Source organism: Nocardia sp. FBN12, from assembly GCF_054031145.1.
In genome coordinates, this window is record NZ_CM132926.1 from 3840642 (window position 1) to 3862183 (window position 21542).

The 21542-nt window shown below is 68.0% G+C and carries 23 protein-coding genes and 1 pseudogene; 7 read left to right on the forward strand and 17 right to left on the reverse strand.

Going from position 1 to position 21542, the window contains the following annotated elements; all coding sequences use genetic code 11:
* Window positions 1-16: 16 nt before the first annotated feature.
* The 3 genes from ACWZHB_RS18465 to ACWZHB_RS18475 all read left to right on the forward strand — a co-directional run bounded on the left by ACWZHB_RS18465 (window position 17) and on the right by ACWZHB_RS18475 (window position 2500).
* Window positions 17-853 (forward strand): glutamate ABC transporter substrate-binding protein, encoded by an 837-nt coding sequence (locus ACWZHB_RS18465; RefSeq protein WP_427903114.1) that lies wholly within the window; start codon window positions 17-19, stop codon window positions 851-853.
* A gap of 88 nt (window positions 854-941) precedes the next feature.
* Window positions 942-1613, forward strand: coding sequence for an amino acid ABC transporter permease (locus tag ACWZHB_RS18470; protein WP_427903115.1), 672 nt, complete (start codon window positions 942-944; stop codon window positions 1611-1613).
* Window positions 1610-2500 carry an amino acid ABC transporter permease gene (locus ACWZHB_RS18475; RefSeq protein ID WP_427903116.1) on the forward strand — a complete coding sequence of 297 codons (891 nt, stop codon included), beginning with the start codon at window positions 1610-1612 and terminating at the stop codon, window positions 2498-2500. The genes ACWZHB_RS18470 and ACWZHB_RS18475 overlap by 4 nt, the downstream gene beginning before the upstream one ends.
* Before the next feature lie 58 nt (window positions 2501-2558).
* On the opposite strand, the gene ACWZHB_RS18480 is transcribed toward ACWZHB_RS18475, so the two are convergent.
* The 12 genes and pseudogenes from ACWZHB_RS18480 to ACWZHB_RS18535 form a co-directional block, all read right to left on the reverse strand.
* Window positions 2559-4322, reverse strand: coding sequence for an oleate hydratase (locus ACWZHB_RS18480; protein WP_427903117.1), 1764 nt, complete (start codon window positions 4320-4322; stop codon window positions 2559-2561).
* Between the two features lie 37 nt (window positions 4323-4359).
* Window positions 4360-5220, reverse strand: coding sequence for a 3-hydroxyacyl-CoA dehydrogenase (locus ACWZHB_RS18485; protein WP_427903118.1), 861 nt, complete (start codon window positions 5218-5220; stop codon window positions 4360-4362).
* Window positions 5221-5393: 173 nt separating this feature from the next.
* A complete protein-coding gene (locus ACWZHB_RS18490; RefSeq protein ID WP_427903119.1) occupies window positions 5394-6374 on the reverse strand; it encodes a glycine betaine ABC transporter substrate-binding protein in 981 nt (326 codons plus the stop codon).
* Window positions 6371-7144: an ABC transporter permease gene (locus ACWZHB_RS18495; protein WP_427909211.1), complete on the reverse strand. Its 774-nt coding sequence runs from the start codon at window positions 7142-7144 to the stop codon at window positions 6371-6373. Before ACWZHB_RS18495 ends, ACWZHB_RS18490 begins: the two co-directional genes overlap by 4 nt.
* 145 nt (window positions 7145-7289) lie before the next feature.
* Window positions 7290-8459 carry an ABC transporter ATP-binding protein gene (locus ACWZHB_RS18500; protein WP_427903120.1) on the reverse strand — a complete coding sequence of 390 codons (1170 nt, stop codon included), beginning with the start codon at window positions 8457-8459 and terminating at the stop codon, window positions 7290-7292.
* Window positions 8452-9102 carry an ABC transporter permease gene (locus ACWZHB_RS18505; protein ID WP_427909212.1) on the reverse strand — a complete coding sequence of 217 codons (651 nt, stop codon included), beginning with the start codon at window positions 9100-9102 and terminating at the stop codon, window positions 8452-8454. The genes ACWZHB_RS18500 and ACWZHB_RS18505 overlap by 8 nt, the downstream gene beginning before the upstream one ends.
* 268 nt (window positions 9103-9370) lie before the next feature.
* Entirely contained in the window at window positions 9371-9754 is a 384-nt protein-coding gene (locus ACWZHB_RS18510) for a hypothetical protein (RefSeq protein ID WP_427909213.1), read from the reverse strand.
* Window positions 9734-10282, reverse strand: a pseudogene (locus ACWZHB_RS18515) (regulatory protein RecX); the annotation flags it as partial. The pseudogene ACWZHB_RS18515 and the gene ACWZHB_RS18510, both read right to left, overlap by 21 nt.
* Window positions 10283-10706: 424 nt before the next feature.
* Window positions 10707-11744 (reverse strand): recombinase RecA, encoded by a 1038-nt coding sequence (gene recA, locus ACWZHB_RS18520; RefSeq protein WP_427903121.1) that lies wholly within the window; start codon window positions 11742-11744, stop codon window positions 10707-10709.
* 172 nt (window positions 11745-11916) lie between these two features.
* A complete protein-coding gene (locus tag ACWZHB_RS18525; RefSeq protein ID WP_427903122.1) occupies window positions 11917-12366 on the reverse strand; it encodes a nuclear transport factor 2 family protein in 450 nt (149 codons plus the stop codon).
* A 21-nt stretch (window positions 12367-12387) separates the two neighbouring features.
* Complete coding sequence (locus ACWZHB_RS18530) at window positions 12388-13269, reverse strand: pyridoxamine 5'-phosphate oxidase family protein (protein WP_427903123.1); 882 nt, start codon at window positions 13267-13269, stop codon at window positions 12388-12390.
* A gap of 45 nt (window positions 13270-13314) precedes the next feature.
* Window positions 13315-13776: a VOC family protein gene (locus ACWZHB_RS18535; protein WP_427903124.1), complete on the reverse strand. Its 462-nt coding sequence runs from the start codon at window positions 13774-13776 to the stop codon at window positions 13315-13317.
* A gap of 129 nt (window positions 13777-13905) precedes the next feature.
* Between ACWZHB_RS18535 and ACWZHB_RS18540 the strand changes: the two genes are divergently transcribed.
* Window positions 13906-14421 carry a CGNR zinc finger domain-containing protein gene (locus ACWZHB_RS18540; RefSeq protein ID WP_427909214.1) on the forward strand — a complete coding sequence of 172 codons (516 nt, stop codon included), beginning with the start codon at window positions 13906-13908 and terminating at the stop codon, window positions 14419-14421.
* 7 nt (window positions 14422-14428) lie between these two features.
* On the opposite strand, the gene ACWZHB_RS18545 is transcribed toward ACWZHB_RS18540, so the two are convergent.
* From ACWZHB_RS18545 to ACWZHB_RS18555, 3 genes are all read right to left on the reverse strand, one after another.
* Window positions 14429-15649, reverse strand: a complete 1221-nt coding sequence (locus tag ACWZHB_RS18545; protein WP_427903125.1) for a tetratricopeptide repeat protein — start codon at window positions 15647-15649, stop codon at window positions 14429-14431.
* A 7-nt stretch (window positions 15650-15656) separates the two neighbouring features.
* Window positions 15657-15848, reverse strand: a complete 192-nt coding sequence (locus ACWZHB_RS18550) for a DUF3046 domain-containing protein (RefSeq protein ID WP_378920194.1) — start codon at window positions 15846-15848, stop codon at window positions 15657-15659.
* 289 nt (window positions 15849-16137) lie between these two features.
* Window positions 16138-17289 carry a glycosyltransferase gene (locus ACWZHB_RS18555; protein WP_427903126.1) on the reverse strand — a complete coding sequence of 384 codons (1152 nt, stop codon included), beginning with the start codon at window positions 17287-17289 and terminating at the stop codon, window positions 16138-16140.
* Between the two features lie 115 nt (window positions 17290-17404).
* On the opposite strand from ACWZHB_RS18555, the gene ACWZHB_RS18560 reads away from it, so the two are divergent.
* The gene (locus ACWZHB_RS18560; RefSeq protein ID WP_427903127.1) at window positions 17405-18097 is read left to right on the forward strand and encodes an HD domain-containing protein; all 693 of its coding nucleotides are present in this window, start codon (window positions 17405-17407) and stop codon (window positions 18095-18097) included.
* Between the two features lie 11 nt (window positions 18098-18108).
* On the opposite strand, the gene ACWZHB_RS18565 is transcribed toward ACWZHB_RS18560, so the two are convergent.
* Window positions 18109-18819 (reverse strand): PIG-L deacetylase family protein, encoded by a 711-nt coding sequence (locus ACWZHB_RS18565; RefSeq protein ID WP_427903128.1) that lies wholly within the window; start codon window positions 18817-18819, stop codon window positions 18109-18111.
* A 24-nt stretch (window positions 18820-18843) separates the two neighbouring features.
* Window positions 18844-19011: a hypothetical protein gene (locus ACWZHB_RS18570; RefSeq protein WP_427903129.1), complete on the reverse strand. Its 168-nt coding sequence runs from the start codon at window positions 19009-19011 to the stop codon at window positions 18844-18846.
* Between the two features lie 155 nt (window positions 19012-19166).
* Between ACWZHB_RS18570 and ACWZHB_RS18575 the strand changes: the two genes are divergently transcribed.
* Both ACWZHB_RS18575 and ACWZHB_RS18580 read left to right on the forward strand, forming a co-directional pair.
* On the forward strand, window positions 19167-19862 hold the full coding sequence (locus tag ACWZHB_RS18575) for a maleylpyruvate isomerase family mycothiol-dependent enzyme (protein ID WP_427903130.1): 696 nt from the start codon (window positions 19167-19169) through the stop codon (window positions 19860-19862).
* A 67-nt stretch (window positions 19863-19929) separates the two neighbouring features.
* Entirely contained in the window at window positions 19930-21417 is a 1488-nt protein-coding gene (locus ACWZHB_RS18580) for a carboxylesterase/lipase family protein (RefSeq protein ID WP_427903131.1), read from the forward strand.
* Window positions 21418-21542: the final 125 nt, after the last annotated feature.

Below are 21542 nucleotides of genomic sequence, written 5' to 3' on the forward strand. Positions count from 1 at the left end.
AAGGAGAAGGAAACCCATGAGGATCAATCGTGCGATGCGCGTCGGAATCGGCGCAGCGGCACTGGCATTGGCAGTCACCGTCACCGCGGGTTGTGGTGGCGGTAGCGACAAGTCGGCTCTGGAGAACGCCAAGGACGGCAAGCTGACCGTCGGCATCAAGTTCGACCAGCCTGGTCTCGGCCTGCGCAATACCGACGGCACCTACAGCGGCCTCGATGTCGACGTCGCCAAGTACGTCGCCGACAAGCTCGGGGTGAAGCCGGAGAACGTCACCTTCAAGGAAGCGCCGTCGGCGCAGCGCGAGACGCTGATCGAGAACGGCCAGGTCGACCTCGTCGTGGCCACCTACTCGATCAACGACAAGCGCAAGGAGAAGGTCGATTTCGCCGGCCCGTACTACATCGCGGGCCAGGATCTGCTGGTGCCCGCCGCCAACACCGACATCACCGGCCCCGATTCGCTGGCGGGCAAGAAGGTCTGCTCGGTGAAGGGCTCCACCCCGGCCCAGAACATCGAGAAGAACTACCCGCAGGCGCAGCTGCAGACCTACGACACCTACTCGCTGTGCATCGAGGCGATGCGCAGTGGCGCGATCGACGCGGTCACCACCGACAACGTGATCCTCGCCGGCTACGCGGCGCAGTCGCCGGGCACCTTCAAGCTGGTGAACAAGACCTTCACCACCGAGAAGTACGGCGTCGGCCTGAAGAAGGGCGATACCGAGCTTCGGGGCAAGGTCAACGACGCCATCCAGGCGATGATCGATGACGGTTCGTGGAAGGCCGCGCAGGAGAAGAACTTCGCGGGAACCGGTTTCGCGGTTCCCGCGCCGCCGACCGTCGACCGCTACTGATCGACCACCGCGTCGGTGACCTGGTCTTCCTGGTCACCGACGCGGTGTTGCCCTGCTGGCCTTCACACCGATCGGAGGACGCGCGTCCGTGTTCGACCTGATCTCGACGTATCAATCCCGAATCTTCGATGCGTTCTGGGTAACAATCAAACTCACCTTCTTCTCGGCGATCGGTTCGCTCATCATCGGTACCGTCGTCGCCGGCATGCGCGTGTCGCCGATCCCGGTCGCGCGATGGGTCGGCGCGGCGTATGTGTCCGTATTCCGCAACACCCCGCTCACGCTGATCCTGGTGTTCACCTCGATCGGTCTCTATACCACCCTGGGGTGGACACTGGGCAGCGGTGACATCAAGGTCATCAACTACCGGTGGGCCATCATCGGCCTCAGCATCTACACCGCGGCCTTCGTGTGCGAATCGCTGCGCTCGGGCATCAACACTGTCGCGCTCGGCCAGTCCGAAGCAGGGCGATCACTGGGCTTCGGGTTCGCACAGAACCTCCGGTTGATCGTGCTGCCCCAGGCGTTTCGCGCCGTGATCGCGCCCCTGGGCAGTGTGCTGATCGCGCTGACCAAGAACTCCACCGTCGCCTCGGTCATCGGCGTGGTCGAAGCGGCGTACCTGATGAACGACATGATCGAGAGCGAGGCCGCGCTGCTCACCATCGGGGCGATCTTCGCGCTCGGCTTCGTCATCCTCACCCTGCCCACCGGCCTGTTCTTCGGCTGGCTGGCCAAGCGTTACGAGGTGGCACGATGAGCAGCGCTTCGGTTCTCTTCGACGCTCCCGGGCCCCGCGCGCGGCTGCGTCACAACCTGTACTCGGTCCTTGTCGTGGTCGCGCTGGTCGGCGGTGGCTGGTGGCTCTACGACGCGTTCGCCGAGAAAGACCAGTTCACGGCGGCCAAGTGGGAACCGTTCCTCGAGTCCGAGGTCTGGGAAACCTATATCCTGCCCGGCTTGGAAGGCACGCTCACCGCTGCCGTCATCTCGATCATCGGCTCGGTGATCTTCGGCATGATCTTCGGGATCCTGCGCCTGTCCGATCACGCGTGGGTGCGCGGTGTCGCGGGCACGATCGTGGAGCTCGCCCGGGCGATCCCCGTGCTGATCTTGATGATCTTCCTGTTCGCGATCTTCGCCGACTACGACCTGTTCCCGTCCGATCAGCTCGCGCTGGCCGCGGTAGTCATCGCGCTGATCATCTACAACTCCGCGGTCATCGCCGAGATCGTGCGAGCAGGCATCAAGTCGCTGCCCAAAGGCCAGACCGAAGCCGCCGTCGCACTCGGTCTGCGCAAGAACCAGCTGATGCGGCTGATCCTGCTGCCGCAAGCCGTGACCGCGATGCTGCCTGCGCTGGTGTCGCAGATGGTCGTTGTCCTCAAGGACACCGCGCTGGGCTACCAGATCACCTTTGTGGAGCTGGTGCGGTCCGGTGCGCAGATCGGCGCATCGTTCTCGAACCCGATCCCCGCGCTGATCGTCGTCGCGGTGATCATGATCTCGCTCAACATGGCGCTGAGTTTCCTGGCCACCACCCTCGAAAAGCGGCTGCGGTCGCGGAAGAAGAGCGGTGGCGCGGTGCTGGCCGCCGATTCGATCCTCACCGACGCCGCGCCGGGCGTCGACATCACCAAGAAGTAGGCGCGCACACGACGAGCGGGGCCCGGTCCGATCGGATCGGGCCCCGCTCGTTGTCTCCCTAGTCGCCGATGAGGCCGAATTCGCGCAGCAGCGGCCCGATCTCGGTGTCGTCCAGCTTCTTCAGCAGGCGATCACGGACGAATTCCGGGCCGGGCAGGCTCACCTCCTCGCCGTCGCGCAATCGGCTCGTCGCCGCCAGGAGCGCCCGGATGTCGTAGGTCGAGCCGAAGACCTCCGGCACTCCCCGCTCGACACCGAGCAGCGTGTAGGCCGCCTCCATGCCGGTGCGCACCGAGTACTCGGTGGTGAAGATACAGTCGCGGGTGGTCTCCGCGAACTGGCCGATGAAGGCGAAGTTCACCGCGCCCGCGGGCACCACGTCCGGCCGGTCGCCGGCCTGACGTGGCATGAAGAACGCGGTCACGTACGGCATCATCACCGGCACGCACGTCGCCGCGTCGGCAGCCATCTCCGGGATCTCGGCCTCGGGCACCCCGAGGTGGTACAGCCATTCCTGGGTGATCTCCGCGCCGGTGCAGTCCTGCATCGACTTCTTCACGAAATCGCCGGGACGGTCGACGAACAGCGCGTACACCCACACCACGATCTGGTCGGCGGGCTGCTGCTTGAAGTGCGGCTGCCGGTTCACCGTCCAGCTCATCAGCCAGGACGAGTCCTTCGCCGTCACGATGCCGCCGGTGACCACTTTGCCGCTGAACGGGTCACGCTTACAGATCTTCTGGATGTAGCGGGGAATCCGCTCGTCGAGAGTGGTGACCGTGGCCGACTCCCACTTGGTCTGCTGAATGTGACCACCGAAGACCTCGGGATGACCGAACGCGGGGTCCTTGGCGGCGATCCGCCGCCACAGATCCCAGGCCGGCGCCGGGCCCTCGTCGAGCACGGCCGGGGTGTGCTGGTCGCCCTCGTTCGAGTTCTCGGTGAGCGAACCGATGGTGACGAACAGCAGATCGCCGGCGGTCAGGTCGACCCCGCCGTCGACGCCCTCGGACACCCAGTGCAGCCGGGTGGCCTGCTTGCGCGGCCCGCTGATGTCGAAGTCGACATCGGTGACCTCGGTGTCGAACCGGAACCGCACGCCCTGGTCGAGCAACCACCGATACAGCGGCAGCACCAGCGACTCGTACTGGTTGTACTTGGTGAACTTCAACGCGGAGAAGTCGGGCAGGCCACCGATGTGATGGATGAAACGGTGCAGGTACAGCTTCATCTCGAGCGCACTGTGCCACTGTTCGAACGCGAACATGGTGCGCCAGTACAGCCAGAAGTTGCTCGCCAGGAAATCCGGGCCGAACACCTCGTCGATGCGCTTGTTCTCCATGTGCTCGCGGGTGGCGAGGAACACCTTCACGATGTCTTTCTGCGCGCGATCGGTGAGGGTGAACAGGCCGTCGGTATGCGCGTCCTGACCGCGTTTCACCGTCGCCCGCTGCAAGGAGAAGTTCGGGTCGTCCTTGTTGAGCCAGTAGAACTCGTCGAGCACACTGGCACCCTCGATCTCCATCGACGGCACCGAACGGTAGAGATCCCACAGACATTCGAAGTGGTTCTCCATCTCGCGCCCGCCGCGGATGACGAAACCCTTCTTCGGTTCCTTGATCCCGTCGAGCGCGCCGCCCGGCAGCTTCAGCCGCTCCAGGACGGTGATCTTGTCCCCGGACATCTGCCCGTCCCTGATGAGGAACGCCGCACCCGAGAGGGAGGCAAGCCCGGCCCCCACGAACCAGGCCGATTTGCCTTCTACCCCTTCGGGTTTGCGTGGACGGGCGAACGCTTCGTAATTGCCACTGCTGTAGTACATCCGACTCCTCTGTCCGATCCAGCAAGGTCGAGCGGGACTAAGCGGTGTAGCGGTAGAACCCCTCTCCCGTGGCGGCGCCGAGCTTGCCCTTGTCGATGTAGTTCTCCTTCAGCCAGGCCGCGAGCTTCTTGTGGTCGTCGCTGCCGTTGACCAGGATGTTGTACGGGGTGGTCAGGCCGACGATGTCCAGGATCTGGAATGGGCCCATGGGCGCGCCGGTCGCGATGCGCCAGGTCTCGTCGACGGCGGCCGGTTCGGCGTATCCGCCCGCCGCGAGCTCGATTCCGGAGTTCAGGAACGGCACCAGCAGCGAGTTGAGGACGTAGCCCGCCTTCTCCTTGTGCAATTCGATCGGCACCATGCCGATCGCCTTCGCGAACTCGACCACCGCACCGAATACCGCCGGATCGGTCTGCTCGGTGCCCATCACCTCGGCGGTGTTGAACTTCCACACGTGGTTGGCGAAGTGCAGTGCCAGGAAACGATCGGGGCGCCCGGTGTAGTCGACGATGTCGCTGGGCAGCAGCGTCGAGGAGTTCGTCGCGAACACAGTGCGTTCGGGCGCGAGCGCACCGAGCTTGCCGTACAGGTCGCGCTTGATCGCGAGCACCTCCGGCACCGCCTCGATGACGAGATCCGCCTCGGCCGCCGCGGTGGCCAGGTCGGCGGTCAAGGTGATGCCCGCCGCGGTCGCCGCGGTGTTGCTCGCGTCGGCGCCTGCCACGTCCTGCTGGTACACGGTGGCGAGTCCGTCGAATCGGGTGCGCGCGGCGGTGAGCGCCGCGTCATCGATGTCGTAGGCGGTGACGTCGAACCCGTGGAACGCGGTCTGGAAGGCGATCTGGGATCCGAGCACCCCCGTTCCGAGGAGGGTCACCTTGCGGAATTCGATGGTCATGGGTCGGCCTCCCAGTCTGGACGCGGCCCCCACCGCTGCGCGTCGCGGTTTCCGGTTGTCTCTACCGCCGTCCATCATGGCCCGAGAAGCTGAGGCAGTGGTGTGAGCGACCCGCGCGTTCCGGACATCTCAGACAAGTCGCCGGTAACAGTTCGGCAAACCGCCGCGGTGGATCAGCCGGTGGTGACGAGGCCCTCCGCGACCATCCAGTCACGGGCGACGTCGGCGGGTTCGCGGCCGTCGATGTCGACCTGCCGGTTGAGTTCGGTGATCACCTCGTTGGTGAGGCGGGCCGAGATCGGGGCCATCACCTCCGTGACCTTCGGGTTGGCGTCGGCGAAGGCGCGGTGCATGACCAGGGAGGCGTTGTACTTCGGGAAGAACGCTTTGTCGTCTTCGAGGAGTACCAGTTCGAGGGCGGGGATGCGGCCGTCGGTGGCGGCGACCGAGCCGAAGCGGCACTGTTTCGCGTCGGCGGTGGCCTGGTAGACCAGGGCGTCCTGGACGATCTGGCGCTGCGCCTTGCCGAGGTCGATGCCGTAGGCGCCTGCCAGGCCGGGGTAGCCGTCCGGGCGCACGTTGAATTCCGTGCCGACGCAGGTGGCAGCCGCGCCGGGATCTTTCGCGAGGAGTTCCGCGTAGTCCGACAGCGTGCGTACCCCGGTCTCCTCGGCGGTGCCCTTGCTCGTGACGAGAGCGTAGGTGTTGTTCATCGGCGCCATCGCCGCCCAGACCATGTCGTGTTCGGCGAGGTCGGCGTCGCGGACCGCCTCGAACTGGGCGGCCTCGGTCGGGATCGGCTTCTCCTTGCCGAGGTAGTTGATCCAGCCGGTGCCGGTGTAGTCGTAGGCGATATCGATCTGGCCGTTCAGTTGCGCGTCCCGCAGGCTGTTGGAGCCCTGGATATTGGTCAGGTCACGCACCTGCGCACCCGCGGCGGTGAGTGCGAATTCGATCATGTAGCCGAGGATGTTGGCCTCGGTGAAGTCCTTGGAGCCCACTGTCACCGCGACGCCGTCGAGCTCGGGCACCGGTTGGATACTGCCCGGCCCCACGGGAAGTGGCACCGAACCACCCGACTGCAGACCGCAGCTCGCGAGTACCAGCACGCTCAGAACGGGGGCGAGCCCGCGCAGCAGTCCGATGCACCTCACCGCAACCCCCTCGGGCCGAGGAACTGTTCGGCCAGTGCGCCCAGCCAGTCGACGAACAGTGCCAGCGCCACCGCGAGGACCGCGCCGAGCGTCAGGGTCACGGTGTCGCGCAGTTTGTAGCCGGTGTCGATGAGAATGCCGAGTCCACCCGCGCTCACCATGAACGACAGGGTCGCCGTGCCGACGGCCAGCACCAGGGAGGTTCGCAAGCCCGCCAGAATGTAGGGCACGGCGAGCGGGAACTCGATGCGGCGCAGGACGAGTCCGGCCGACATGCCCTGTCCCCGGCCCGCGTCGATCAGGTCGGGGTCGACCTGCTGGTAGCCCAGGATGGTGTTGCGCAGCACCGGCAGCAGCGCGGTGACCGCGATCGGTGCGACACCCACCCAGAACCCGGTGGTGCGAGTGACCAGATAGCACAGCACGATCAGGCCGATCGCGGGCGCCGACGCCCCGATATTGGCGATGCCGACGAAAAGCGGTGCGAGACGGCGGAATCGGTGCCGGGTGAGCAAGGTGCCGAGCGGCACCGCCACCGCGACGACGATGAGCACCACGGCTGCCGTGATCAGGATGTGCTGCCAGGTCACCTGGGCGACATTGCTCACGCTGATACTGGCCTGCTGCGTGACGGTGAGATCGCGCCGGAACGCCCAGACGAGCACCCCGACGGTGAGGATCAGCACGATCACCGGCTGGGCCAGCAGGCGGAGGTATTCGGCACGCCGCTGGGCCGCGGGGGCAGCGGTGACTGCGGGGACGTCGACGATCGAACGCGAGGTAACCGAAACAGTATTCGTCACTGTGGAGCCCTCCGCCCCTGCTGAAGCCCTGCTGCCGAGGCAGGATCTCGAACTGCTCCGCCGCGGGGCATCGCGAGTTCGGGCGTGCTCGCGCCGCGATGCCGCTCGGTCATCATGCCGACGCCGATTCGGTTGCGGCGAGGTGGTTCACGAGGGTGTCGACGGTCACTGTTCCGGCGTAGGTGCCGGTGTTGTCGACGACGACCGCGGAGGCGGTGCGTTCGGTGAGCAGCGCGGCCAGTGCGTCTTGGAGGGTGGCGTCGGCGGGAAGGGTGGTGCCGATCGGGGTGCCGAGGTCACGCAGTGAATCCGCGTGGGCGAGTTCGTCTGTCGTCACTCGCCGGAGTGGGCGTCGTCGCGGGTCGAGCACGATGCCCCAGGTGCGATCCGCGTCGCGCAGGGCGGTGGTGAAGGCGGTGGGGGTGCTGTCGTCGGTGACGGTGACGCCGTGGTCCAGGTCGAGGTCGGCGAGGACGGCGAGGCCGAGGCGGTCGATGGTGGCGGTGGCGCCGACGAACCCGGCGACCGTCTCGTCGGCGGGGGCGGCCAGGATCGCGGCGGGGGTGTCGTACTGCAGGATGCGCGAGCGGTCCCCGAGGACGGCGATGCGGTCGCCCAGCTTCACGGCCTCACCGAAATCGTGGGTGACGAAGACGATGGTCTTGCCGAGTTCAGCTTGCAGGCGGAGCAATTCGTCCTGCAGGAGGGCACGGGTGATCGGGTCGACCGCGCCGAAGGGTTCGTCCATGAGCAGGACCGGCGGGTCGGCCGCCAGCGCCCTGGCCACACCGATGCGCTGCTGCTGTCCGCCGGAGAGTTGGCGCGGGTAGCGGTTGCGGTAGGTGTCGGGGTCGAGGCCGACGAGGGTGAGCATCTCGTCGGTGCGCTCGGCGGTGCGGCGGCGGTCCCAGCCGAGCAGGCCGGGCACCGTGGCGATGTTCTTGGCGACGGTCATGTGTGGGAACAGGCCGGCCTGCTGGATCGAATAGCCGATGCCGCGGCGCAATTCGTCGGCGTCGATCGCACTCGCGTCGCGGCCGCCGATGGTGACGGTGCCCGAGGTGGGTTCGATCAGCCGGTTGATCATCCGCATGGTGGTGGTCTTGCCGCAGCCGGACGGGCCGACCAGCACCACGATCTCCCCGGCCGGGATGGTCATGGAGACCTCGTCGACCGCGGGTTCGGGCTGTTCGGGATAGCGTTTGGTGACCCGGTCGAGGACGATCTCGACCCCGGAGACCGCGGCAGCGCCTGGCGCCTCGGTGGTTGCGATGTCAGTCACGAATTCCCCTCGGAATAGTGAGCCGTCCGAGCAGAACAAGGACGCCGTCGAGTGCGAGTGCGAGCACGACGATGAGGACGGTGCCGGTGAGCGCCTGCGGCACCGCGTTCGGGCTGCCGAGGCGGGAGAGCCCGGAGAAGATCACGTTGCCGAGGCCGGGGCCCTTCGCATAGGCCGCCAGCGCCAGGATGCCCATGATCATCTGGGTACTGACCCGCATGCCGGTGAGAATGGACGGCCAGGCAAGGGGCAGCTCGATCTTGGTCAGCAGCCGCAACCGGTTCATCCCGACACCGCGCGCGGCGTCGGTCACCGCCGGATCCACCGACGACAACCCGAGCACCGTATTCCGCAGAATCGGCAGCAGCGCGTACAGCACCAGGGCCACGATCGTCGGCCCGACACCGAGCCCGAGGAACGGAATCAGCAATCCGAGCAACGCGAACGAGGGCACCGTCAGAATCGCCCCCGCTGTCGCGGTCGCGGCCGCGGACCCGAGCGGACTCCGGTACACCAGCACCCCGAGCGCCACCGCGATCAGCGTTGCCAGCACCAACGATTGCACCACCGCCGACACATGCAGATACGAATCGACCAGCAACTGCTCCCGCCGGTTCACCACGAACGACCACAACGCGTCCAGGGTCCACCTCCCCGTCGTTCGGCGGCCGCCTACGGCCCTGCTCCCCGGATTTCCCACCCGAATCGGGGTGAAACATCCCGTCCCCACACCGCATGATTCGGCGATGCGGCGAATCAACTTGCGCGAAACCAGGTTTCGCCGAGCGAGATCATCCTACGCGCCGCGTACAGCTCTTGCGGCAGTTCGGCGCCGGTCTCCGCAGCCGAAACCTGTCGCACCACCGATCCGGCAAGAGCCGCCGCCCGGACCGGTCGTATCCGGGCGAAGCTCACCGATCCGCCTGCGACAGCTCCGCTTTCACCACGGCGAAAGCCGTGGATGGGCTGTATCCGCGGCGGGCGAGCATGTCGACCAAGCGGCGAGTGGCCTTGGTGCGGTCCAGGTCTGCGGGCATGGAACGGAGCTTGCGACGGACCAGGTCGATCGCATCTTGTTCGTCGCCAGGAGTCGGGCGCCCGGTCGAACGGCGGGCGGTATCCGATTCGGCTGTATCACTGAGGGTTGCACCGGCGTCCGCCGAACCAGCACCGCGCGACAGCGAGCGGCGTGTCCGCCACGGGCCGCCTGCCTCGTCGGGATGGGCCGCCTGCTCGCTCTCGGAGGCAGCGCGAGCGGGGCGAGGCGGGGTGCGTTCGAACCCCGCTTCGTCCAGTTCCGCGGTGGCGACAGCGAAGGCGGTGGACTGGTCGTAGCCGCGGCGGGCGAGCATGCCGACGAGGCGTCGGACTGCCTTGTCGCGGTCGAGGTCCGAGGGGAGGGTGCGGAGTTTGCGGCGGACCAGGTCGGCGGCGCGGGCATGTTCGGCATCGTCGGTGACCATCGACAGCGCCTGTTCGGCGTCGCCGGGGGCGACGCCCTTCTCGCGCAGCTCACGCTGGAGCGCCCGCTTGCCACGGCCGGAGTAGGTGTGGCGTTCGTGCACCCACTGTTCGGCGAAAGAGGCGTCGTTGATCAGGCCGACTTCGGTGAACCGTTCGAGGGCGGCCGCTGTCACCTCGAGGCGGAAGCCCTTCTCGCCGAGGCGTTTCTCCAGTTCGGCGCGGCTGCGAGCACGCACCGAGAGCAATCGCAGGCACACATCTTTGGCCTGTTCCAGGGTCGCATCGGGACGGTCGCCCGGGGCGAGCCGGCGTGCGCCGGCCCGCCTGTCGGGCTCTCCCGGCTGGGATCCGGCCGCCACCGGATCCGCCTGCCGTCCGTCGTCACCACCGACGACGGTCGACAGGGAGACTTCGTCGCGCCGCGCGGACTTGCGTTCGCGTCGTGCGCCGCGGGGCCGTCGCCGGCCCTCGCTCCCCCACTCTTCATGATCATCACCAACCCGCGCAGCGAAATGCGGTGGTTTGTCACCATCGGTGAATCCGGTCGGGTGCGCGCGCTGCGGATCGCCCGCACCCGACCGAATCCTCTCCGCGTCCTGGTCGGCTCGCTTGTCACGAGCCGACCGGACGAGTCCATCGGCCGTGCCCCTGCCGCGGCCCCTCGCGGGCGCTGTCACCGGCTCGGGCTCGACCTCGATACCGAGGCGAGCCAGCTGCCTGCGCATCTGTTCGACCGGGTCGGCCGGATCGCGGTGGCCGCCGGGGCTCGGCGTGGTCATCGGCTCAGAAGTCGGCGGGCGCGTCGGCCTCGGCGGTCAGTACGGCGCCGATGCCCAGCTTCTCCTTGATCTTCTTCTCGACCTCGTCGCATACATCCTTGTTCTCCAGCAGGAACTTGCGGGCGTTCTCCTTGCCCTGGCCCAGCTGGTCGCCCTCGTAGGTGTACCAGGAGCCGGACTTGCGGACGAAGCCGTGCTCGACACCCATGTCGATGAGCGAGCCCTCCCTGGAGATGCCCTGGCCGTAGAGGATGTCGAACTCGGCCTGCTTGAACGGCGGGGCGACCTTGTTCTTGACCACCTTCACGCGGGTACGGTTGCCGACCGCGTCGCTGCCGTCCTTGAGGGTCTCGATGCGGCGCACGTCCAGGCGGACCGAGGCGTAGAACTTCAGCGCCTTACCACCGGTGGTGGTCTCCGGCGAGCCGAACATGACGCCGATCTTCTCGCGCAGCTGGTTGATGAAGATGGCGGTGGTGCCGGAGTTGCTGAGCGCACCGGTCATCTTGCGCAGCGCCTGGCTCATGAGGCGGGCCTGCAGACCCACGTGGCTGTCGCCCATCTCGCCTTCGATTTCCGCGCGCGGCACCAGGGCGGCGACGGAGTCGATGACGAGGATGTCGATGGCGCCGGAGCGCACCAGCATGTCGGCGATCTCCAGCGCCTGCTCACCGGTATCGGGCTGGGAGACCAGCAGCGCGTCGGTGTCGACGCCCAGCTTGCGGGCATAGTCGGGGTCAAGCGCGTGCTCGGCGTCGATGAAGGCGGCGACACCACCCGCGGCCTGGGCGTTGGCTACCGCGTGGAGCGCGACGGTGGTCTTACCCGAGGATTCCGGGCCGTAGATCTCCACGACGCGACCGCGCGGCAACCCGCCGATGCCGAGCGCGACGTCGAGCGCGATGGAGCCGGTGGGGATGACGGCGATCGGCTGACGGGTCTCCTCGCCGAGGCGCATGACCGCGCCCTTACCGAAGCTCTTCTCCACCTGCGCCAGTGCCAGTTCCAGCGCTTTGTCGCGATCGTAGGCCTGCGGTGCCATGATGTGTGCCCCTTCTCGAGGTGAGTGTCTCTCTGGTTGGCGCCCACAGTAGAGGCCGGCACCGACAAGTTCTGGCGCCCAGGTTAGTCGAACACCCATTCGAGTCAAGCGACGCGCCCGGCAACACGCGAAGCGGCCGCTCAGACCGGCAATCCGGCAGCGAAACGGCGCGTCAGTGCTGCGGCAGCACCGAGTCGTCGCCCTCGGCGCGCGGCCCTAGGATCCGCCGCTGCGATTCCTCGATGCGCACATCGTTGATGCTGGCCTCTCGCCGCGCCATCCGCCCGTCCGCCGCGAACTCCCACTGCTCGTTGCCGTAGCTACGCCACCACTGCCCCGACTCGTCGTGCCATTCGTACTGGAAACGCACGGCGATCCGGTTGTCGTGGAAGGCCCACAGATCCTTGCGCAGGACATAGCCGTTCTCGGTCGCCCACTTGCGGGTCAGGAAGTCGACGATCGCGGCGTGACCGGTGAAGAACTCGTCGCGGTTACGCCATGCCGAATCCTCGGTGTACGCGGCGGCGACCCGCTCGGGATCCCTGGTGTTCCAGGCATTTTCGGCGGCGAGCACCTTCGCGCGCGCGGATTCGAGATCGAAGGGTGGCAGCGGAGGTCGCATGGGACAGGCCTTTCGGGGAGATCAGGGATTGTTCGGGGAGAGTTCGGGCAGACCCCACCGCACAGCGAGCGCGCCGGGGCGTTCGATCACCTGCTCGATGGTGAAGTCGACGGCACACTGCGCACCAGCGGTGAATGCCGCCGCGTCCCAGACCAGCTCGGCCCGGCCGGTGAGCTGGAGCAGCGCACCGGAGGACCAGTCGGCGACGAGCAGCCCGCAGCGCGGTTGCACCACGAGGTTACCCAGTGTCATGAACATCGAATTACCGCGATAGTCCGGCCAGCGCAAACGGTTCGGTGAAAGCACCTGCAGGAAACCGGGATTGCCGCCGCGATGGGAGGCGTCGGCATGCCCGTCGGCATCGGCGGTGGCGATGAAGAAGGTGTCGGCGGCGGCGATCATCTCGGCCGCGGCGGTGCTCAGTGCCGTGCCGCGGCGCACCGGCCCGGGTGACCCGGGCGCCTGCACTTCCCGAATCTGCCTGCGCGAGATGTACTTCGGGCAGTTCGCGTAGACCTGTTCGGTGGTGATCCGCACCCCACCCTCGCGCACCGCCGACCTGCCGTTGACGCGCATCCGCCGTCGGCGCTGCGGTTGCAGGGCGATCAACCCGACCTCGGCCTCGCCGGTCAGCGCCACCGAGAGCGGGTCGGCGTCCTCGGGTCGCGTGTCGATGTCGATGGTCGCGTCACCGACAGCGCGCACGAACCCGGCGGGACCGGTGAGCGGGCTCGCCCACAGGTGCCCCGCCGGATCGGCGGCGCCGAGCACCACCATCGACTGGTCGGCCAGGAAGGACGCGGCGACCGCCGGGATCTCGGCGCGAATCGAACGGCCGACGCGGGCGGCCACTTCGGCCTGTCCCATCCGTTGCTGCACGGCCTGCTCTCCGGCATGGAACATGAGATCCCCATCCTTACTGGTCGATGACGTGAAAGGGCGTGCGAATCAGAAGAACCCGCACGTCGGGGCAGGCCCGGCCGGGGCAGGTGCGGTGTCGGCACCCAGCGGGGCGAAGACTTCCAGGCGGATGCCGTCGGGGTCGGCGAAGAAGATGCCGCCGGAGGACGCGCCCTCGCCGTGCGCGACCACACCGTCATGGAAGAACTCCGCATCGAGCGCGCGCAGCGCCGCTTCGACGACGCGCACCGTCTCGACACCGTCGACCTGGAACGACAGGTGATGCAAACCCGGTGTGCTGGTGGAGAATTCGCCGCTGCTCTGCTGCCACAGCGTGAGTACCAGCGCACCGTCGCGGCCCAGGAAGGCCCAGCGGCGATCGCCCTCGGCGCCACTGCCGAGCTGTTCGAAGCCGAGGCCTCGGCGGTAGAAGTCGACGGAGCGGTCGAGGTCGGCGACGTTGAGTCCGATGTGACCGGTGGTGAGCACAGGTGCGGCGACGGTGGTCATGGTTTCCTCCTGGAATGAATAACTGTCTATCGATGTTTTAACAGTTAGAACATAGAATGAGGGCACCCCCTTCGTCAACCCTTGAATTACTTTTAGACAGTTAGGAGGGTCGTGTTGGTAACCTCTGGCATGCGCGATCCCCGTCCGCACACCGGCGAACCCCCCGCTCTCGACCTGCTCAACACCCGGTGGGCGGGCGCCGAACCCGGCGATCTGCTCGCCGACCTCGACGGGCTGCGCACCTGGCTGGAACTCCTCGGACTCGCCGATCGCGTGCCCGTCGACGAGCGCACCCTCACCGCACTGCACACCGCACGTGATGCCGTGCACGACGCCGTCACCCGCGCCGATCACCTCGCCCTGAATCGGGTCCTCGACCACGGCCGCATCCGCCGCGAACTCACCGACGCGGGCCCGCGCGACCTCCCCGAGGTCGCCGACCCGGCGTGGTTACCCGGCTGGCTCGCCGCCGACAATCTGCTGTACCTGATCGCCGAGGCACCGCACCGGATCCGTCAGTGCGCGCACCCCGACTGTGTGCTGTTCTTCTACGACACGTCCAAGAACGGCACCCGGCGCTGGCATTCGATGGCCACCTGCGGCAATCGCACCAAGGCCGCGCGGCACTACGCCAAGACCACCTGAGCGGGCGTCAGAACAATTCGTCGAGCAGCCGGTAGTAGTCGAGCTTCACCCGGTCCGGTTCGGTCAGGCCGTAGGCGGCATAGAAGGCCGAGACCGCCTCGATGCCGAAGTCGCCGGTCAGGTCGCGCTCGGCCAGCGCCAGGTCGCGATAGCGGTCGCCGGGCCCGAGTGCGGCGACATCGATCAGCAAGCCACCGGTGAGCACATTGCCCGGCGTGAAATCGCCGTGGGTGACGACCAGATCCTCGGCGGCCGGGCGCTGATCGCGTAGCTGCTCGAGGATCGCGGCAGGTGACAGGTCACGGTGATCGTCATCGAAATCCGCGGTGTCGACGAAACCTTCGACCACGTTGCGATGCGCCCGCTCCAGCGTGTCGTCGAGACCACCGCCGAAGGGGCAGTCCGCCACCGGAAGATCGTGCAGCGCGCGCAGCGCCCGGCCCATCTGCGCACCGGTCTCGGTCGAATCAGTCTGTGCGGCAAGAGCTCCGCCGGCATCGGCGAGCACGAGGACGTCCTCCGCGAAGGCGACCACCGCGGGCACCGCGATGGCGTTGTCGCGCAACCAGGTCAGCCGCGCGTGCTCGGCCACCGCGCGCGGGCCACGTTTGATCCAGTACCCGCCCGACCGCACCAGATTCCCGTCGCGGCCCTCGTGCTCATCCGACCACGCGGGCACCGGTCCGAGCAGCTCCTCGATCACCGGCGGCAGCGGCAGCGCCAATTCGTCGAGGTGATCCAGCGCCGCGCGGGTGGATTCGATGAGTTCGGATTCGCCGTCGGCCACCCGCAGCCGCATGGCCTCGTTGAGCAGTTGGCGCGCCTCGGCCGGGCGGTGTTGTTCGGCAAGGGATTTGCCCAGGTGATGGGCAGCGAAGGAGACGAGATCGGGATCGAGCGCGCGGCTGGCCTCCAGAGCCCGGCGGTAGAGGATCTCCGCGCGCGCCGGTTCGCCCTGGTACCGGTAGACATCGGCGATATTGATCCAGACGGTGATCCGGCGCCGCTCGGTATCGGCCAGTTCGAGGGCCTGATCGAGCCGGTCGAGAGCCTCGTCGTGGCGTCCGAGCAGCATCAACGCGATGCCGAGCCTGCGAAAGCCGGGGAAATCGCCGGGGGCGGCGAGGGCCACCCTGACCGCGAGGGTCTCGGGGTCGACCGGGACCATCCGCAGCCGCTCGTCGAACCGATACGGTCGCGTGTCCGAGTTCTCCGCTGTCACGGCCATGGCCTGGTCACCACCGATTCGGGGGTACGTCGAAGTCGGCACACAATGCTCGCCACACGTCGCGCGGGTCGACACCGCTGTCGATCGCGACCGCGCCTGTACGCCCCAGTTGGGGTATCACGTGATCGGTCAGCATGGCGTCGGCGCGCGCCACGCCGAACTCGGTGTGCATCAGCTCCTGGAATTCGGTCAATCGCACGTTGCCCAAGATACTCGCGCTGAGTAACAGCCGACAGTGCCCCGCTCGCGGCCCCTTCTCCACCGCACCCGGCAACACCCAGGATCGTTTCCTCCGCAGGTGCTCGAGGGCCGTGATGGGTCCGAGTGAGCCCGCCGGAGCAACACTCAGAGCGCGGTGGCGGACCACCGCTTGGCGGCATGCCAGACCTGGACGAGGTCCGCTCCTCCGCCGGACCGGCGGCGTGGCCGACCCGCGCGTGCCCGCTGATCCGCGAGCGGCCGACGAGAGCAAACGTCCGACAGGACGTTTACTGTTTGGCGGCGTCGTGACAGACCTGGACCGGGTCATCGACCTCCGCCAGACCGGCGGCGGCGTGACGAGCCGCTTCGGCATAGGCGGGGTCGTCGAGTACCTGCCGCACCGCGGCACCGACCGCCTCGGGAGTGAGTGGTCGCACCAGCACCGAACTACCCTGCCGCACCGCACGATTGGCCAGCTCCCACTGGTCACCGCCACCGGGGACGGTCACCACCGGCACGCCCGCCGCCAGGGATTTGGCGAGCAGGCCGTGTCCGCCGCCGCCGACGACGACCGCGGCGTGGGTGAGCAGTTCGTCCTGGCGGCCGAGGCCCGCGGTGGCCCAATCCGGTAGGTCCGCGGGTGGGGTGTCCAGGGTCGAGATGGCCGCGCGCACACCGAGTCCGGTCAGGCCCGACACGACGATGTCGACCATGTCGGCCACACCGGTGTGCGCGGTCGACGGCGCCACCATCACCAGCGGGGCAGCGCCGGGAGGCAGCGGAAGTACGGCGTCGGTGGGTTCCCACAGCAGCGGTCCTACGACGTGAGTGTCGTCGGGCCAGTCGGGGCGGTCCATCTCCAGCGCGGGCAAGGTGGCGACCAGGCGCGCGGTCGGGCCGGGATCCTCGGCGGGCAGGCCGATGGTTTCGCGGGCCGCGGAACGCTGACGGTGGCCGTTGCGGACCGCGCGCGCGGTCATCGTGCGCAACACCCCGTCGCGCATGCGACCGCGCACGCCCTCCCCCGGCGCCAGGCCACTGCCGATCGGCGGCAACGCTTTCGAGGGCAGATAGAGCGGGTGCGGTGACAGTTCGACCCACGGCAGCCCCAGCCGTTCGGCGGCCATGCCGCCGCCCGCGGTCAGGACGTCCGACACGACCAGGTCGGGCAGCATCGCGCTCAGTTCGGGCAGGTTCTCGGTGGCGATGTGGGCGGCGCGATCGTGGATCCGGGCACCCGCGTCGGTGTCGTCGTCGGTCGGGCGCGGCGCGAGGCCCTTGAGCTTGCGCACGTTGATCCCCGCGGCGCGTGCTTGATCGAGCCATCTCGGTCCGGTGAACAACACGGGCTCGTCGCCCGCGGCCAGCAATCGCAGACACAACGCGATCGCGGGAAACGCATGCCCTGGATCGGGCCCGGCCACCACAGCTATTCGCATCCGCCCACCCTGCCATATCCCCAGGCCCCAGCCACCTCGAACAGCCGAACCGCGGTTTCTGCGCTACCTTGACCGCCGCACCACTACGTCGAGCGAAACCGGCAGGAGCGATCACGTGCTACCCGACAGCCCCCACTCCACCGGACCGGGCGAGCCCGGCTGCCCAGACCCCCTCACGCCCAGCGGCTCCGGCAGCAGTGATCCGGTGCGGTCCTTCCCGGTCGCCTGTGCGATCGAGGGAGCCGGTACCGCGCGGTCGGCTCCGATCGACACTGTCGACGACCTGTTCGTACTGCTCGAGCAGTGCGCCGATGCCTGGGACACCGCCGACCGTACCGGCGACCCCGTCGACATCCTCGATCACGATCGACAGTGCGCGCAGTTGCTGCGCCGCGACTTCCCCGATGACGAACAGCTCCAGGTCGCGGGCCTGCTGCACGACATCGGCCACGTCCTGGTCCCCGGCGACGACGCGGGCCACGGCACGCACGGCGCCCAAGCGGTGCGCGGGTTGCTCGGCGCCCGAGTGGCTCGCCTGATGGAACTCCACGTGACCGCGAAACGCTTTCTGGTAGCGACGGATTCGAGACATGCCGCCGCCCTGTCGGCGTCGAGTCGGCGCACGCTCATCGCACAGGGCGGCCCGATGACGCCCGCCGAGGCCGAAATGTTTCGCCTCGACACCGATTTCACCGCCGCCCTGGCGCTCCGCAAGGCCGATGACGCGGGCAAGGTAGTAGGCCTGCGCGTTGCGCCCCTGCAGGCCTGGCGACCTGTTGTCGAACGCGTCGCGGCCCGCGCGCGCTGACCGACGCCCGTTCAGCCGGCGAAGGTGAACAATTCGAAGCCGACCGCGTGCGCGGCGGGAAACCCTTCCTTGGGACCCGTTGCGAACGTGACGATCTCGCGCACCTGCTCTGCCACCGGCACCGGGCTCAGCACCTGCAGATAGCGCCGATGCGCCGACAACGACGCGCGCGCCTGCTCCAGATGAGCGCTCACATCGACAGCGTGGGTGGCGGCCGGGCCGACGACGGCCGCCCAGCGCGCCGACCACGGTGCCAGATCGGCGAGTTCGGGGAAGATCCACTCGTTGCCCGCGTCGGAGATCGCGTCCATCGCCGATCGGCCGACAGCCCGGTGATCGGCACTGTTGACCATTCCCGGCGCCCAGGTGTCGCCGAAGTTGAACAGCACCACCATCTCCGGGCGGTGCCTGCGCAGCGCGGCCGCCAGTTCGCGGCGCAGGGTGAGGCCTTCCTCGATGCGGCCGTCGGGATGGTCGAGGAATTCGACGGTGTGCACGCCGACTTCGCGCGCTCCCGAGATCTCCTCGATCTCCCGCAACGGCGCGGCCTGCGCGGGCGGCATCCCGGCGATCCCGGCCTCACCGCGTGTGACGAGGAGATAGCGAATGTCTTTGCCCTGCCCCGTCCATCGCGCGACCGCCGCCGCGGCGCCGTATTCGATGTCGTCGGGGTGCGCGACGATCACCAGACCGCGCTGCCAGTCCTCGGGTACCTGTTCCACCCCGCCATGCTAACCACTGCGCGACTAACTGATCGGGGTCTTGTCGCTCCCCGACACCGCCTTGTACAGCAGGTACACGCCGGTGCCGATCGCCCCGATCACGAGAATGGGCATCAATGCCTCGAGCAGGGCACCGAGAATCCAGAACGCGATCACCGCGACAACCACGATGCCGATGACTTTCAAGACCATGACGACTCCTTCACCTCTACGACCGCCATCCAGCGATCCGACACCGTCGATCCTCCCACCGATCGACCGATAGACCACCAGGTCAGCGCCGATATCCGGGTGTAGATCAGGGTTCACCCCGAGACCGGCTGCGCATCCGGGCTACCGTGATCGGCATGGACTACCTGGCGTTGCTGTGCGCGAAGCTCACCACCTTCGGAGAGCTGATCACCCCCGATGTCGATCTCGCCGCACCGGTGCCGTCCTGCGGGGACTGGACGGTCTACGACCTCGTCGACCATGTCGGGCGCGGGAATCTGTGGGTGGTCACCGCGGTGGCCGAGTTGCGCGGCGATTTCGAGGGCGAGCCCGCGCCGAAAGATCCGGTGGCCCTGCGGGAGTGGTACGAGACGACCGCCGACGCGATGGCGACCGCGCTGTCCGCGGACGAAGACCAGCAGGCGTGGACCTTCACCCGGACCATGCCGCGCACCGTCGGCTTCTGGCGGCGGCGCCGCGCCCACGAGACGCTCATGCACCTGTGGGACGGCCAGAACGCCCTCGGCACGGCCGATCCGTTCGACGCCGATCTCGCCGTCGACGGCATCGACGAGGTGTTCGAACTGTTCGCACCCCGGATGATCCACCGCGGCCTCGCGGTCGAACCCGAGGTGGCGCTGCGGCTGCGTGCCACTGACACCGGCGGTACCTGGACGTACGGTCCCAGCGAGCCCGTCGCCGAGCTCGCGGGCACCGCATCGGACCTGCTCCTGGCCCTGTGGGCGCGCACATCCGCCGATGGTTCCGAGTTCACCTGGGACGGCGACCGCGCCGCGGGCGAACGCGTGCTGGCCGGACCACTCGTTCCGTAGGCAAACGACCGACGGCGACCCGGACAAACGTCCATAATCGGGGCTCACTGCGCGTAGGAGGATTTTCATGGAACCGATCGTCACGATCACGAGCGGCGCGATCCGGGGCCGGACCGAGGCCGGGGTCACGCGATTCCTCGGCGTGCCGTACGCGGCGGCACCGGTCGGGCCGAAGCGTTTCCAGCTGCCCGAACCCGCCCCCGCCTGGGCAGGGGTGCGCGAGGCCACCGAGATGGGCGCCACATGCGCGCAGACGCCGTATCCCGCGTATGCCGAGGCGCTGATCGGCAGCGACGGCATTCCCGGCGACGAGTACCTCAACGTGAACGTCTGGACGCCCGATCCCGGCGCCACCGGTCTGCCGGTGCTGGTGTGGATCCACGGTGGCGCGTTCACCCGCGGGTGCAACGCGAAGCCGATCTACGACGGGACGGCGTTCGCCCGCGACGGTGTCATCATGGTCGGGATCAACTACCGCCTCGGGGTGTCGGGATTCGCCGAGATCGCCGGCGCTCCGTCGAATCGCGGTCTGCACGACCAGATCTTCGCCTTGCGCTGGGTGCGCGAGAACATCGCCGCCTTCGGTGGTGACCCCGGCAATGTCACGATCTTCGGTGAGTCCGCCGGCGCGATGAGCGTGGCGGCGTTGATCGCCGCACCGCAGACGGCCGGCCTGTTCCGCCGGGCGATCATGCAGAGCGGCAACGGTGTGGTCGCCGCTGATCCCGAGGACGCGCGTAAGGTGTCCGCGGCGCTGGCCGCCGAACTCGGAATCTCGCCTACCGCAGCGGATTTCGGAAAGCTGGGACCGGCTGAGTTGTGCGCCGCGCAGAACGCCGTCGGGCTCGCCCTGATGACCGATCCCGATCCAGAGCGGTGGGGTACATCGGTGATCCGATTGGGCGGCGGCATCATGAGCCTGTTCCCGGTGACCGACAACGACATCGTCGAAGGCCCACCGACCGAGGTGCTGCGCGCGCACCCGGACCGCGCGGTCCCCCTCATCGCGGGTACCACCGCCGACGAGTTCCGCTTCTTCACCGTCCCCGCCGGCCTCGCCGCCGCTGTCACCGCCGACGCGCTCCCCTTCGTCCTCACCCGCTACGGCATCGATCCCGCAGTCGCCCAGGCGTATTCGGCCGAGCGCCCCGATGCCACCCCCGCCGAGATCTTCAACGCGGTCCTCACCGACCTGACCTTCCGCGCGGGCACCTACGACTTCGCCGAGGCCAACGCCGCCACCGCCCCCACCAGCGTCTACGAATTCGGCTGGCCCACCGCCCTTCCCGGCCTCGGCGCCTGCCACGTCCTGGAAATCCCCTTCGTCTTCGACACCGTCAAAGACGCCCATTCCCTCACCGGCACCACTCCGCCGCAATCCCTGGCCGACGAAATGCACGCCGCCTGGGTCTCTTTCGCGACCGACGGCACCACCGGATGGGCGCCGTTCACCACTGACGAGAAGAACGTCCGCGTCTTCGACATCCCCGAATCCACCACCGTCACCGACCCACGCCCCACCGAACTCGCGGCACTGCGCCAGTCGATCGCCTGACCTCCGGTCGGCACGCCACGTTCCGAACCAGCGTGCCGACCGGGCTGGTGGGTTGGAACTGCGGTGGTCCGATGATGTGCATCGCCGGAGTACGGGCGCCTGGGCGTTACGCCTCGAGGGCTTCG

Bases quoted from the DNA above. Each gene is read 5' to 3' on its own strand.
- ACWZHB_RS18465 (WP_427903114.1), top strand. From the start codon at position 17: ATGAGGATCAATCGTGCGATGCGCGTCGGAATCGGCGCAGCGGCACTG.
- ACWZHB_RS18475 (WP_427903116.1), top strand. From the start codon at position 1,610: ATGAGCAGCGCTTCGGTTCTCTTCGACGCTCCCGGGCCCCGCGCGCGG.
- ACWZHB_RS18480 (WP_427903117.1), bottom strand. From the start codon at position 4,322: ATGTACTACAGCAGTGGCAATTACGAAGCGTTCGCCCGTCCACGCAAA.
- ACWZHB_RS18485 (WP_427903118.1), bottom strand. From the start codon at position 5,220: ATGACCATCGAATTCCGCAAGGTGACCCTCCTCGGAACGGGGGTGCTC.
- recA (WP_427903121.1), bottom strand. From the start codon at position 11,744: ATGGCACCGCAGGCCTACGATCGCGACAAAGCGCTGGAACTGGCACTG.
- ACWZHB_RS18525 (WP_427903122.1), bottom strand. From the start codon at position 12,366: ATGCGACCTCCGCTGCCACCCTTCGATCTCGAATCCGCGCGCGCGAAG.
- ACWZHB_RS18530 (WP_427903123.1), bottom strand. From the start codon at position 13,269: ATGTTCCATGCCGGAGAGCAGGCCGTGCAGCAACGGATGGGACAGGCC.
- ACWZHB_RS18535 (WP_427903124.1), bottom strand. From the start codon at position 13,776: ATGACCACCGTCGCCGCACCTGTGCTCACCACCGGTCACATCGGACTC.
- ACWZHB_RS18540 (WP_427909214.1), top strand. From the start codon at position 13,906: ATGCGCGATCCCCGTCCGCACACCGGCGAACCCCCCGCTCTCGACCTG.
- ACWZHB_RS18545 (WP_427903125.1), bottom strand. From the start codon at position 15,649: ATGGCCGTGACAGCGGAGAACTCGGACACGCGACCGTATCGGTTCGAC.
- ACWZHB_RS18555 (WP_427903126.1), bottom strand. From the start codon at position 17,289: ATGCGAATAGCTGTGGTGGCCGGGCCCGATCCAGGGCATGCGTTTCCC.
- ACWZHB_RS18570 (WP_427903129.1), bottom strand. From the start codon at position 19,011: ATGGTCTTGAAAGTCATCGGCATCGTGGTTGTCGCGGTGATCGCGTTC.
- ACWZHB_RS18575 (WP_427903130.1), top strand. From the start codon at position 19,167: ATGGACTACCTGGCGTTGCTGTGCGCGAAGCTCACCACCTTCGGAGAG.
- ACWZHB_RS18580 (WP_427903131.1), top strand. From the start codon at position 19,930: ATGGAACCGATCGTCACGATCACGAGCGGCGCGATCCGGGGCCGGACC.